The following is a 13124-nucleotide window of genomic DNA, read 5'->3' as shown; positions in this document are numbered from 1 at the left end:
TAAAATACTTTTTCTAGGGACAGAATTCGCTATTTTAGAATTGCTAAAAACCGAAAAACAATAAATCCATGCAAAAACCTAATAAACCCTCATCCGGTCAGTCCCGGAGAGACTTTATCAAAAATGCCGCTTTGGCCTCCTCTGTTTTTATCGTTCCCCGCCATGTGCTCGGGGGTGTGGGCTATACCGCCCCATCTGATCAACTCGTACTCGCCGCTATAGGTGCCGGGGGCAAGGGCTCCTCAGATATTGAGCTGGCTTCCGTGGGAGGCAGAGAGCGAGTAGCTGCACTTTGTGATGTGGATTTTTCAGGCTCCGCCAAAAGATCAGTGGATAGATTTCCCGATGCCAAGCTCTATGCAGACTTCCGGGAAATGCTGGATAAGGAAACCGATATAGATGCGGTGACCATTTCCACTCCGGATCATGTGCACGGACCAGCAGCCAAGTACGCCATGGACCGTGGAGTGCATGTCTATGTGCAAAAGCCCATGACCCATAATATCTCAGAAGCCAGAATGCTTACCGAGCTGGCCAGAGAGAAAAAAGTGGTAACCCAAATGGGAAATCAGGGTGGTTCCAATCCTTTGCTGAAGCTAGTGCAAAAGTGGGTAGATGAGGATAGAATCGGAGCTGTAAGCAAGGTTCAGGTATGGACCAACAGACCCGTATGGCCACAGGGAGGAGCATTTCCTGCTGCAGAGCCCGGAGCAAAGCCCGACGATTTGGCCTGGGATCTTTGGTTAGGGCCTGCGCCTGAAATACCATTTACGCCTAATCTTCACCCCTTCAACTGGAGAGGCTGGTGGGATTATGGAACAGGAGCCCTGGGAGATGTGGGATGTCACCTGATCGATATTCCTTTCCGAACCCTGGGACTAAAATACCCAACCGATGCCGAGTGTAGCGTGGGATCTGTTTTCAGTCAGATGTGGACTCCTGACTATCATCCTGAGGGATGTCCTGCTTCCTCATTTATCACTTTGCATTTCGATGAAACCGCTAAGAGCAAATCAAGAATAGAAATGACCTGGAGCGATGGAGGCATTCGTCCTTCTCACCCGGATATCATCCCAGCAAATGAGGATATAGGAGGTGCTGGCTCTGCAAATGGAGTGCTTTTCATCGGTGAAAAAGGAATCATCTCCACTAATATCAATGACTCTTCTCCCCTGATGCCAAGGCTATATCTGAATGATGGAACCAGAGAAGATGGACCTCAGTCAGAGGAAGGTTTCGAAAGAGAGTATGGACATCAGCGACTATGGGTGGAAGCCTGTAAAGCAGGATTCGGATCTGAGGAGCATAAGGGATTAACCTCTTCCTTCGACTATGCCGGACCGATGACCGAAACTGTGCTGATGGGTAACCTAGCCATCCGAAGCTATATGCTTAGAAGAGAAAATGAGCAAGGACGTCAAGAATTTTTCGCCCGCAAGAAGCTTCTATGGGATGGAGAGAATATGCGCATCACCAACCTGGAAGAAGCCAATCAGTTTGTGACTCGGGAGTATCGAGATGGTTTTGGAATGGGGTGATAGAAAATAAAGCAATCATGACTGATAGCCATTGTATTTTATGGCTATCAGTCATAAATATGACTGATAGCACACGTTATACAACATTAATACAAAAACTTATGATTTTTTTGGCTTATCATAATCAAGATTTAAGAATAGTTATTCAAATTTATAGTGAATTATTAAAATCAGTTAAAGATGAGTTTTGGTTTGCACCTGAAAAAATAGAATTTGGACAAAACTGGAGAGAACAAGTAAAATACGGTATTGAATCTTCCGATTGTCTTATTTTGTTTTCTAATTTTAATGAGCTGGAAGGTAGAAGAAGCTTCAATTTTACGGAAGAAGAAAGAATGATTAGAATGTCTTTAATAAGACGTCCTGAAAAAAGAGTAGCACTATTGAATTTTAAAAAAAGAAATATACCGTATGATAGACTTAGAATAAGTAAACATTTTGATTTTAGTAATGATATTGATGACAATCAAATATTGAATCTTCAGAATTCTTCAGGCTTTGAATCTTTGGTCACTTATTTAAATTTACCTAACAGAAGATTAAATTAAAAATATGAAACAGGAAGAGCATCCCGATATTACACGTCAAGTAAATATTATTCATTTATCCGATTTACATTTCGGAGATACTCATAGATTTAAAATTCCTGCTTCAACTGATGGTGATGTACCTTTAGAAAAAGATTATCCAACTTTAATTGAAAAACTTAGTCTCGACCTTAATGAAATAGATCATAATTGTCCGACGATTATTTGCTTAACAGGAGATTTCGTAGATACAGGTAATGTAAATGAATTCGCTTTAGCAGAAAAATTTATTAAAGACCTACTTTTAGTGGATTCATTAAAACATCTATCAATGAAAGATGTTTTCGTTGTTCCCGGAAATCATGATGTAAATTACAAAGAAGAAGATCTTGGATTGAGGTTTCAGCAGTATATTGAGTTCTATAATAGAATATATAACACTTCAATAAAACGAGAGGAACCATTCAAATGTCAAATGGTACATAACTTTTCAAAAGACAAAGGTTATATCATTGCATGCTTGAATTCTTCAACTTATGTACAAAAAGGAACTCAAGATGAGAAAAGAGGTAGAATTTCAATTAGTGACATTGAAAATTTGATTAAAGAATTAGAATCTATTGATTCAAATGATTTAAACAACTCAATAAAAATCGCCTTGATTCATCATCATCCTGTTCTAATTCCAGCTTTAGCTGAATCAGCAAGAGGATATGATGCAGTTCACAATTCTGAGAAATTACTAACTGAATTAAAAAAATTTGGTTTCCACATAGTTCTTCACGGACATAAACATGACCCTCATACTTTCACAGAAGACATTATTCCTGCATATAAAAATAATAAGGATATCCCAATGATGATTGTTTCAGGTGGTTCAATCGGTAGTAAGGAATTACCTAATAATCCAAATTGTATTAATTCTTACAACAAAATTACTGTTAAATGGCATCCAAAAGGGGAGCAATCTAGAATTAGAATTGAAACTAGAGGCTTAAGGATGTATGACACAGATAATAATCTAATGATTCCTACAAGATGGAACTGGGAATTAATGAAAATTGATGATCGGCATTTTTTCGCAAAAAATAACACACCTGTAATTGCCAACAATTATACTGCTCGGAATTTTCAAGAAGCTGACGAAGAAGAAGATAAACTACGAATTAAACAATACGAAGAATCTAGAGGAAATTTACCTGTTTTGAAAGTGTTACCTTCGCTTGTCAACAATCAAGCATATGAAGCAATTATTTGGATTGTTCAACATAGATACGGTGAAAAAAAATTAGATAAAGACATTCCTACTAAGGTAATTTATACAGCGGGAAAAAGATTCAAAGTAATTGAGGTCACAAGGCAAGAAAATAAGCATTTCACTGCCAAATTAACGTATTGGGGACCAATGCTAATTCAATGCAAGATGTTTTTTGAAGATGGACATATATTCAGAACTCATTTATATGCAAGAATGCCAAATCAATATTAAAAAACGTGGTATAATATTGGCTATAGCCAAGCGCTTAAGTTTGGCTAAAAATTTAAACTCCCCTACCTTTAAAGAAAACAATATATAACGCGGACAGGTTCGCTGAGCAAACCACGCCAGGACCATAGCCGTAGACGTTATCTGCAATAAATAAATGTGACAATGAATCGAATTAATGTTTACATACTTCTTATCGTAACAAGTATCATTTTTTTCTCTTGTGGTAATAATACAAAACAGAAAAACGATAATGATAACTACTCTAGCCCTGTCATTTCTTCTGTAAGTTTTGATGGTTCAGATTACACCACCGATCAGGAGAAAATTTTACATGGTAAACGTCTAGCAAATTTGTTTGCTTGCAATGATTGTCACATGCCTAATTATACTGGGGCTAATTTTGGAGACTTCATTCCATTGCTTGACGGTTTATGGGCCACAAACATATCACTCACAATGCCTAAATTGAGTGATGAGCAGCTCGAAAAATTATTGAGAGATGGTAAGCACCCTGAACGTAATCTATTCCTGATGCCCTCGAAAACATCACAATTCTTAAGTAAAAGAGATATGGACGCTTTGATTGCATTTCTCAGGACAATTCCGGAAAAAGGTAATCCAACACCCATTCCACCTGTAGGTTTTAGAGATTCTGTGACGGCTAAGCTGCCAGCCGATTACTGGAGAACAGATAAAGATGGAAAACCAAGTTATCATACTGCGGAAGATGAAGTAATGTACTATAGGAGTCATTCACTGCCCAATCTTAGTAAGGAATTGCTACAAGGTAAATTAATAGCTCAAACCTTGTGTTCATCCTGCCATGGAGCATCTTTAGACGGGATTGGAGAAGATGCAGGAGATATCAGTAATGCAATAAACTATGGAACTAGTAGTTACAAGAAGTTTTTAACATCTGGTATAACGGTTGATGGAGACACTATCCTTACTCCTTTTGGCTCAGAACACATTTTTCCATTACTAACAGATAGCGAAATTGAAAGTGTAATTGCCTATACGAAGCGATTGATTGAAGAAAATAGGCATTAAAAGAACGTAAAAGATACGGATAACAAGAACTATGCGTAATGCGGGCGAATGCGCTTAAATGAAAGTAATTGCCTTAAATAAACCAATTGCTAAACCGAAAGTGAAGAACATTTAAATCCCGCGCTACGCATAGCCGTGACCGTTGGGGTGCATGATCTGCAATGACGATGAAACTTGAAATAGATAATACGAACGTCTCGAAATCCTTTGATCAGATCGCCAGTGAACTTCTGAATAGAAAAGTTCTTCGTGTAAACAAAGACGAATTTAGACTGACCGAAATTGAGTTTTACTACTTTCATCCGACTCATCATCCAGATGAATATACACACAGTCATAAGAGAGAGGCCGGAGAATGGAGATTTCATAATCAAGGGATTGATATTACGTTTCAAGGAAACGAAGTTCAAGACGGGGGAATATTAATAAGAGGAGTAGCAATAAACGATGAGTACACGAACGGACCAATAAATGCATTGAAAAGAATATTTGAATCCTTTGGGTCTGTTTCAGCAAAAACAATCGTCTCTCTTCACGATTGCGTCCCAAGAGACTTAGAAATAATTAAAACCTTTCGACATCTTCCAAACAAAGTTACACATCGAGATTTTCATTTGAATCATTATCGCTACTTGGTGAATCTGGAAAAATTACGAATTTCAAACACCCTGAAAAAAGAAATTCAAGACAACTGTGCTTCTCTAAAATGATTATTGACAAAGAGAAAGACACAGTTTATTTCAGTGAGCACATTAGAACAAATTATGAGTTTCGTTCTGCATTTGATCGTATAAAACCAATTCTGGATAAGCATCAGATCAACTATAGATTTCTGTCTAACACGAAAGATAATTGGTGTCGGGATTATATGCCCATTCAAATCAGCGAAGACAAATTCATCCAATTCAGATATGAGCCCTCTTATCTAAAAAATGATCTAGATCTACAATCAAACTCTCAGGACATAATCAAGCACAATGGACTGAAAGCTGAAAACTCATCAATCAATTTGGACGGAGGTAATGTTGTAAACTGTACTGATAAAGCCATTTTGACAACTCGGGTTTTTAAAGAAAATCCGACTTGGGATCAATCCGAATTGATCGGAGAATTGGAAAGACTCTTGAACACTCAAGTTTTATTGATTCCTGACATTACCAACGATCTGACTGGACACTCTGACGGTCATGTGAGATTCATTAACAATAGCACTCTCATGGTGAATGAACTCCAAAACGAATATCTCTACTGGAAGAAAGGATTTGAAAGGATGATTAAGAATACTGGCTTAACCTTCGTGGAAATGCCTTGGTTCGAATACCAAGACAAAAAGCATAAACATACTGCCGTAGGTTGCTATGTGAACTACCTCGAAATTGGTGATTTAATTTTATTCCCAATTTTTGAGGTACCTAGAAACAAGGATGAACAAGCTTTAAATGTCATTCAATCAGTTTTTCCCGAAAGAATCATTGAACCAATCAACATTAACGAAATAGCAAAATATGGGGGACTCCTGAACTGTGCGACATGGACGATTAAAGCTCTGGCCTAACAGATGCTAACAATGAAAAGGATTTCATGCGCTTTTTAGACCCAGGTTCGAATTAAATTGTCGTAAGAGATTTCTCCCTTTGGTCGAAATGACAAAAGGCCCACGTTTTTCCTTGCCTTCGTTTGTGTATCCTCAAACCACTTCTTCACATTCAATCCTGGTTCAAGCCAAGAGAGGAATGAAATTCCCAAAAACGGACATTTTCGACCGTTAATCCATTCAAACTCATTATAAAAACGGCCTTCAAGTCCTAAAATCAGCCTTTAGAATTGGCAGGACTTTGGTATTTTTTGGTACAGTAAATAAGATCCAAATACCAAACCATGTTTTTCCACTACCTTAAAACCACCCTGCGTGGGATCAAATTCCATCCATTCTATTCCATCGTAAGCATTTTGGGATTAAGTATTGGTTTGGCCTCCTGCCTTTTGATTTTTAGCTACTGGTCTTACGAGAGGAGTTATGATACTTTTTATTCGGATGCGGACCGGATCTACAGGGTCTATCAGGAAGTTGAATTACCAAATGGAGAGATTAGCACTTCAGCCAGTACCTTTTCCCGTGTGGGACAAAGCCTCAGTAGTGAGTTCTCCGGAGCTGAATCCGTTTTGCGGATGCATCTGAATGGGCAAAACACAAGCCTGCAGTACGGTGAAACCATCTTATCGCAGGATGGTATGATGGGAGTTGAAAACAATTTCTTTGAGTTTTTTGATTTTAAATTTCTCTCCGGATCAAAGCAAAATTGGTTAAGAACCCCTCAGGCGGTGATCCTAACTGAGGAGGTTGCCACAAAGCTTTTTGGGGATGAGGACCCTTTTGGCAAAGCCATCATAATCAATGGAGTTTATGGCTCTTACGGCCAAAATGGATATGAGGAATTTAAAAACTATACCGTTGCGGGAGTAATCGAAAATGTACCCGGAAACACTCACTTGGATTTCAGCCTGCTTATTTCCCTTGGAGTTTTTGCTAATCCGGAAAGAGAATTCCCCAACTGGGGAGAATCCTTTTATACCTATGTAAAACTCACCGATCCCAGTCAGGCTACAGCCCTAGAAGAGACGCTAACTAATCTTGGAGAAACAACCTTTGCCGATTCAGGCTATAAGCATTATTCAATGCCTTTGACTGATATTCACCTGAAGTCGGATTTTTTAAATGAGTTCAAGGCAAATGGTAGCGAGCAGCTGCTTATTCTCCTTGCTGCTTTAGCTGCTTTGGTGCTAATCGTGGCCGGTTGTAATTACATTAATTTTGCTACGGCTAGATTACTTCAGCGTGACAAGGAAGTGAACTTGAGAAAGATTTTTTGGGCAGGAAAGACACAGCTTTTTGCACAACTTTTTTTCGAGGCCATTTTTATTAATCTGATTGCATTGGGTCTGGCTTTGATCCTTATCATTCTGATCAATCCCACCCTTACTAACCTTACCTCCATCGATTTACTCGGTGAAATGATCGGAGGATTGAATCTTTCTATTATTCTGGCGATAGTTGCCGGAGCCATCCTGATCTCAGGTTTTTACCCTGCCTGGTATGTCTCAAGGAGCTCAAAAAAGAGCTTAAGCGCAAAGGCTCAGGGACAACTAAAGATTCAGCGTCCCATTGTGATTTTTCAGTTCGCCATCTCGGTTTTTGTAATTGGTTTTACCCTTTTAATTTCTTCTCAACTCAGGTTTATGCAAAAATCCGATCCCGGTTTAAACCTGGAAAAAACACTGGTATTGAGTGGGCCAAGTGTAGAAAATGAGGATTTTCAGCTTCAGGAGAGGCTTATTTCATTTAAAAATGAGCTAAGTCAAAGTTCTCAGGTGAATGGGGTCAGCAGTGCCAATTTTATTCCTGGCCAAACCATTCGGGGAGAGGCAGAAGGATATGTTCGAAGGATATCTGATCCGGAGGAGTCTTCATTCAACTACTCTTTCACCCAGTTGGATGGGAATTTTATAGATGAGTTTGGGATTGAAATATTAGCTGGAAGAGGCTTTTCCCCGGAAAGTGAAGATAGCGATGCGGTGATTATCAATCAGGAAGCCGCAAAGTTTCTGGGCTTTGAAAGCCCGGAAGATGCCATAGGCGAGCGTATATTTTACCGAAGACAGACTCAGCCGGAAATCGTGGGTGTCATTTCGAATTTCCATCAATTCTCACTTCAAGAGGCTTATAAGCCTATCATTTTTGAGAAAGGAAAGCAGGCAGATGGGTTTATTTATATCAAGTACAATGCTGAGAATGAAGCCGAGCTTTTGAGCCAAATTCAAGCCTCATGGATGGCATCCTTCCCAGGTAATCCATTTGACTTCTTCTATCTGGATGAGTTTTATAATCGCCAGTACCAGCAAGATCAGAACTTCTATTCTGTTTTCCAGATCTTTTCAGCTTTGGGCATTCTGGTAGCAGCATTGGGCTTTTTTGGGCTTATCTATTTCCTTGCAGCTTCCAAAGTCAAGGAAATAGGAATCAGAAAAACCCTTGGTGCTGAATTTTCCGACGTGGTGAAAATCCTTTCAAATGGGACTTTGAGCTCTTTACTGATTGCAGGGGTCTTTAGCTTACCGGCTATTTATTTTCTCGGGCAGATTTGGCTTGAGAATTATGCATTCCGAATTTCCATTGGTTGGTGGATTCTAGCCATTCCTTTGTTGGCCTTTGGCCTTCTAGCTTTCAGTTTAATTCTGATTCAGGCTATCAGAAGCTACAGAGCTAATCCGGTTCTTGCTTTGAAGGAAGCGAGTAATGGGACTTTGGAGAGGTGATTTAATTTACCAGTCATGGTTGGTGTCTTCACAAACCCTTTAAAATAGATTGCCACGCTTCTTCTGCTAGGTCAGTCAGGCAGAAAATCTCCTGCAAGGATTTACATGGAGATTGGAGAAGTTTAGTGGTTTAGAGATTTCTCCCTCCGCTCGAATTGACTACATGAAAAAAACTTATATTCATAAGCACTAAACCTAACACTATTATGAAAAAGCTATCTTTTTTGGATATCCTGCTTTGTCTATGCCTAAGCATACCCCACCTCCTGAAAGCTCAGGAAATCCAACCTCTCCTAGAACAAAACATCAAATATTCCCATAACGAGGAGAATTGGTATCCGTCCATCACAGTCGCCGTGAGTGGCCTTACCGCAGATCAGGCCAATTGGAAGGACGATTCTGAAAATCACTCCATCTCCCAACTTGTCTCTCACCTGGTTTATTGGAATGGACGGATGTTGAAGTCCATGAAAGGAGAAGAAGTTCCACCTTTCGATGGCAATAATGATGCGACCTTCACCGCCTTTACTCAGGAGGAATTTGAAGAAATGACGAAAGAACTGGATGAGATTTTAACCGGGATAGAAGAAGTCACACGTGAATTCAATGAAGAACAGATGAAGGGCTGGGCACCCTCTTTAGCGAATATCGCCTCACATAATGCATACCATACAGGGCAGATGGTATTCATCAGAAAACAAAACGGTTGGTGGAGATGAGAAAAATATTTGCAGGAATATGCCTGTTTTTTTCCGTTATTTTTTGTCTCCAAAGCCAAGGGTTAAAACAGGCAGTGGAGTTGGCCGAAATCATGGAGCAAAATGAAATTCCAGGAATTTCTTTGACCTACATAGAAAGTGGAGAGATTAAGTTGGAAACTGGCCAGGGAAAGAAAAACGATACTGAAACCGTAGACCAGGAGACGGTCTTTTCAGCTGCCTCATTAAGCAAACCAATTTTTGCTTACATCGTGATGCAACTGGTGGAAGAAGGTACTCTTGAACTGGACAGACCTCTACACGAATACTATGAATATCCTGATGTAGCCAATGAAAAAAGACACCTAGGCGTGACCGCCAAAATGATTCTAAGCCATACCAGTGGATTGCCTAATTGGAGAAAGAAAAAACTCAAATTCCTATTTGAACCCGGAGAGAAATATAGCTACTCAGGAGAAGGTTATGTTTGGCTCCAAAGGGTGGTAGAGCACCTGAAAGGAAAACGACTGGATGAGATAGCTCAGGAGTATGTTTTTGGTCCCCTGGATATGAAGAGATCCGGCTACGTATTCCGTCCAGATTTTGAAGATAATTACAGTATTTCTTACAAGAAGAATGGAGAGTCGAGAGAAAAAAATAGAATCGATCAGGAGAATGCTGCTGCTTCCCTGCAAACTACGGGAGGAGATTATGCTAAGTTTTTGAAGGCTTTATTATCTGGAGATGCCATTTCCGATGAAACTAGAGAACTGATGTTTACCCCAGTGAAAACAACCCAACCCAAAGAGGATGATCCAAAAATATTTTGGGGATTGGGTGTGGGAATTCAAATTACGGAAAATGGACCACAGATATTCCAATGGGGAGATAATTGGACCTTCAGAGGCTTTTTCACCGCAAATATTTCAACAAAAGATGCAGTCGTGTACCTCACGAATAGCGAAAATGGATTAATCCCATTGCGTGAAATCGTCGGTACATTTATGGATGACCCACAACCTGCGGCAGATTGGTTAAATTACAAGTAGAAAAAGAATCCTTATCTATGAAATTTAAGATCACCCAACTGCTATTTATCGCAGGATTAGCTTTGGCCTGTGAAGGCCCAAAGGAAGAAATCACCGGAATTAAAGACCCTAACCTCAACTATGCTGAATATACGCCAGGGGAAAATGACTTGGAAATATCCCGTACCGAATATGCCGATAAGCTCTACGGGTTTTGGTTGGGGCAGTGTATAGCCAACTGGACCGGTCTAGTGACTGAAATGGATAAAATAGGTGGTGAGGGAATCGATGGTAGAGGGGCAGGTTTTTACACCCGTGAAAACTGGGGTGGGCCTGACGAGCCGGCCATCTGGGAAGAGACGGCCCAAGATCGAAAAATAGACTTTGTTCTGACCAAAAAGGGAGAACCTTGGGGTGCAGATGATGATACGGATATCGAATATATCTATCAGTGGCTCATGTATACCAACCAGACAACTCAGCTCACAGGCGAGCAAATACGAGACGGATGGCTGAAGCATATTTATTCGGATGAAAACACCCCATTTACGACTGGCGATGAAGAGACTCCAGAGAATTTTCTTTGGGTATCCAATCAAACCGCTCATGATTTGATGAGAGAAGAAGGTTTGATCCCTCCGGAGACCAGCGATCCGGAAAACAATAAGGATTATGAGATGATTGATGCGCAGTTGACTACGGAGATTTTTGGATTCTTTGCACCAACTAAGCCCGAATTAGCTAGAGAAATCGCGGAGCTTCCTATCCGAACCACGGCGAGAGAAAATGCGGAATGGGCAGCACAGTTTTATGTGACCATGTACTCACTCGCTTCTTCTGTGGATCAAAGTCAATCCATGAAGGATCAGGTGATGTGGCTTGCCGAGGAAGGGAGGGAAACATTGCCAGAAGGATCTGCGGTGGCCAGCATGTATGATTTCGTAAAGCAAAGCTATGAGGATGGAGTTGCCTGGGAAACAACTAGGGATAGCCTCCACATCAAGTACCAAATCAATCAGGAAGCAGGATATGATTGGTATGAAAAAGATCCGGTTTGCCATGGATGCTTTGCCGGAGGAATCAACTTCGGTGCTAGCCTGGTCAGTCTTTTCTATGGAGAAGGGGACATTGTAGAGACCATAAAAATCGGAGTTTTAGCAGGTTGGGATTCAGATAATCCTACAGCCACCTGGGGAGGGCTGCTTGGGTTTATGATAGGAAAGGAAGGCGTGGAAAAGGCTTTTGGAAATGATCTTTCGGAGACTTTTAACATTCACAGAACCCGAGGAGGCTTTCCAAATGACGGTATAGACAGCTTTGAAAATATGGCTCAAACAGGAGTTTTCATTGTTGACCGAATGGTGCAGGAGAGAATGGATGGTGGAGTTGATCTGGTCAAAAATGTTTGGTACATCCCTCAAGATTAGATTCTAAATCGAATGAAGGCAGTTCTCTATGAGCATTTTCAGCAAGAGCCAAAAGTATCGCTTGTCCCAGACCCAGAGTGCCCTGTGGATGGGATAATTCTGGAAGTGAAGTCTACTGGTCTTTGTCGTAGTGACTGGCATGGTTGGATGGGCCATGATGCCGATATAGAATTACCACATGTTCCTGGGCATGAATTTGCAGGAATCATCACTGAGGTAGGCAAAGATGTCAAAAACTGGAAAAAAGGTGATCGGGTTACGGTACCCTTTGTCTGTGCATGTGGAACCTGTCCCACTTGCCAGAGTGGAAATCAACAAATCTGTGATTATCAATTTCAGCCCGGTTTTACCCATTGGGGCTCATTTGCGGAGTACGTGGCTGTGTATCGTGCCGATACAAACCTGGTGTCTCTTGATGATGAAATCAGTTTTGATGCAGCCGCATCACTTGGATGCAGATTTGCCACTTCTTTTCGTGGGGTCGTGGCCCAAGGCAAGGTGAAAGGAGGAGAATTTGTGGCCGTTCATGGATGCGGAGGGGTTGGACTATCAGCGGTTATGATTGCCTCAGCTTTGGGAGCAATTGTTATCGCGGTGGATATTTCTGAGGAGAAACTTGGCATGGCCAAAGCAGCTGGGGCGAATTTCACCATAAACGCAAAAGCTGGAAATGTGGCTGAGGCGATTTCCGAACTTAGCAAGAGTGGAGCTCATGTTTCCATTGATGCCCTTGGAAGCAAAGTGACAAGTTGGAATTCAATTTCCTCTCTCCGAAAAAGAGGTAAACACATTCAGATTGGGTTGCTTGCCGGAGACCAATCGAATCCTCAAATCCCCATGCATTTGGTGGTGGCTAAAGAACTGGAAATTCTTGGAAGTCATGGAATGCAGGCTCATGCTTATCCGGAAATGATTCAAATGATAAAAGAGGGAAAGCTAAAACCTGAAGCTTTGATCGGCAGATCCATCAGTCTGGAAGAAGCTGGAAAGGAACTAGCAAGGATGGATGATTTTCGAGATACTGGAATGTTGATGATCAATAGATTTTAAGAG

Annotated in this window: 11 protein-coding genes; all 11 read left to right on the top strand. The window is 40.7% G+C overall.

The window, feature by feature from the left end; genetic code table 11:
* Positions 1-68: 68 nt before the first annotated feature.
* The 11 genes from QVH07_RS15660 to QVH07_RS15610 all read left to right on the top strand — a co-directional run bounded on the left by QVH07_RS15660 (position 69) and on the right by QVH07_RS15610 (position 13121).
* The gene (locus tag QVH07_RS15660) at positions 69-1538 is read left to right on the top strand and encodes a Gfo/Idh/MocA family protein (RefSeq protein WP_290002224.1); all 1470 of its coding nucleotides are present in this window, start codon (positions 69-71) and stop codon (positions 1536-1538) included.
* 17 nt (positions 1539-1555) lie between these two features.
* Positions 1556-2086 carry a TIR domain-containing protein gene (locus QVH07_RS15655; RefSeq protein WP_290002221.1) on the top strand — a complete coding sequence of 177 codons (531 nt, stop codon included), beginning with the start codon at positions 1556-1558 and terminating at the stop codon, positions 2084-2086.
* A 4-nt stretch (positions 2087-2090) separates the two neighbouring features.
* Positions 2091-3554 carry a metallophosphoesterase family protein gene (locus tag QVH07_RS15650; protein ID WP_290002218.1) on the top strand — a complete coding sequence of 488 codons (1464 nt, stop codon included), beginning with the start codon at positions 2091-2093 and terminating at the stop codon, positions 3552-3554.
* Positions 3555-3716: 162 nt separating this feature from the next.
* Positions 3717-4604: a cytochrome c gene (locus QVH07_RS15645; RefSeq protein ID WP_290002216.1), complete on the top strand. Its 888-nt coding sequence runs from the start codon at positions 3717-3719 to the stop codon at positions 4602-4604.
* Positions 4605-4771: 167 nt separating this feature from the next.
* The gene (locus tag QVH07_RS15640) at positions 4772-5314 is read left to right on the top strand and encodes a hypothetical protein (protein ID WP_290002214.1); all 543 of its coding nucleotides are present in this window, start codon (positions 4772-4774) and stop codon (positions 5312-5314) included.
* Positions 5311-6159 (top strand): agmatine deiminase family protein, encoded by an 849-nt coding sequence (locus QVH07_RS15635; protein WP_290002213.1) that lies wholly within the window; start codon positions 5311-5313, stop codon positions 6157-6159. Before QVH07_RS15640 ends, QVH07_RS15635 begins: the two co-directional genes overlap by 4 nt.
* A 323-nt stretch (positions 6160-6482) precedes the next feature.
* The gene (locus QVH07_RS15630) at positions 6483-8918 is read left to right on the top strand and encodes an ABC transporter permease (protein WP_290002212.1); all 2436 of its coding nucleotides are present in this window, start codon (positions 6483-6485) and stop codon (positions 8916-8918) included.
* Positions 8919-9124: 206 nt separating this feature from the next.
* Positions 9125-9637, top strand: coding sequence for a DinB family protein (locus QVH07_RS15625; protein WP_290002211.1), 513 nt, complete (start codon positions 9125-9127; stop codon positions 9635-9637).
* A complete protein-coding gene (locus QVH07_RS15620; protein WP_290002210.1) occupies positions 9634-10665 on the top strand; it encodes a serine hydrolase domain-containing protein in 1032 nt (343 codons plus the stop codon). Before QVH07_RS15625 ends, QVH07_RS15620 begins: the two co-directional genes overlap by 4 nt.
* A 17-nt stretch (positions 10666-10682) precedes the next feature.
* Positions 10683-12071: an ADP-ribosylglycohydrolase family protein gene (locus QVH07_RS15615; RefSeq protein ID WP_290002209.1), complete on the top strand. Its 1389-nt coding sequence runs from the start codon at positions 10683-10685 to the stop codon at positions 12069-12071.
* A 12-nt stretch (positions 12072-12083) separates the two neighbouring features.
* Positions 12084-13121: a zinc-dependent alcohol dehydrogenase family protein gene (locus tag QVH07_RS15610; RefSeq protein ID WP_290002208.1), complete on the top strand. Its 1038-nt coding sequence runs from the start codon at positions 12084-12086 to the stop codon at positions 13119-13121.
* Positions 13122-13124 lie beyond the last annotated feature (3 nt).

It is taken from the genome of Algoriphagus sediminis, assembly GCF_030403435.1.
GTDB classification, from domain to species: Bacteria; Bacteroidota; Bacteroidia; order Cytophagales; family Cyclobacteriaceae; genus Algoriphagus; species Algoriphagus sediminis.
The sequence above is the reverse complement of the archived record's forward strand: the minus strand, read 5'-3'. Positions and strand labels throughout refer to the sequence as shown.

Coding starts and splice junctions, on each gene's coding strand:
- QVH07_RS15660 (WP_290002224.1), top strand. CDS start 69: ATGCAAAAACCTAATAAACCCTCATCCGGTCAGTCCCGGAGAGACTTT.
- QVH07_RS15655 (WP_290002221.1), top strand. CDS start 1,556: ATGACTGATAGCCATTGTATTTTATGGCTATCAGTCATAAATATGACT.
- QVH07_RS15650 (WP_290002218.1), top strand. CDS start 2,091: ATGAAACAGGAAGAGCATCCCGATATTACACGTCAAGTAAATATTATT.
- QVH07_RS15645 (WP_290002216.1), top strand. CDS start 3,717: ATGAATCGAATTAATGTTTACATACTTCTTATCGTAACAAGTATCATT.
- QVH07_RS15640 (WP_290002214.1), top strand. CDS start 4,772: ATGAAACTTGAAATAGATAATACGAACGTCTCGAAATCCTTTGATCAG.
- QVH07_RS15635 (WP_290002213.1), top strand. CDS start 5,311: ATGATTATTGACAAAGAGAAAGACACAGTTTATTTCAGTGAGCACATT.
- QVH07_RS15630 (WP_290002212.1), top strand. CDS start 6,483: ATGTTTTTCCACTACCTTAAAACCACCCTGCGTGGGATCAAATTCCAT.
- QVH07_RS15625 (WP_290002211.1), top strand. CDS start 9,125: ATGAAAAAGCTATCTTTTTTGGATATCCTGCTTTGTCTATGCCTAAGC.
- QVH07_RS15620 (WP_290002210.1), top strand. CDS start 9,634: ATGAGAAAAATATTTGCAGGAATATGCCTGTTTTTTTCCGTTATTTTT.
- QVH07_RS15615 (WP_290002209.1), top strand. CDS start 10,683: ATGAAATTTAAGATCACCCAACTGCTATTTATCGCAGGATTAGCTTTG.
- QVH07_RS15610 (WP_290002208.1), top strand. CDS start 12,084: ATGAAGGCAGTTCTCTATGAGCATTTTCAGCAAGAGCCAAAAGTATCG.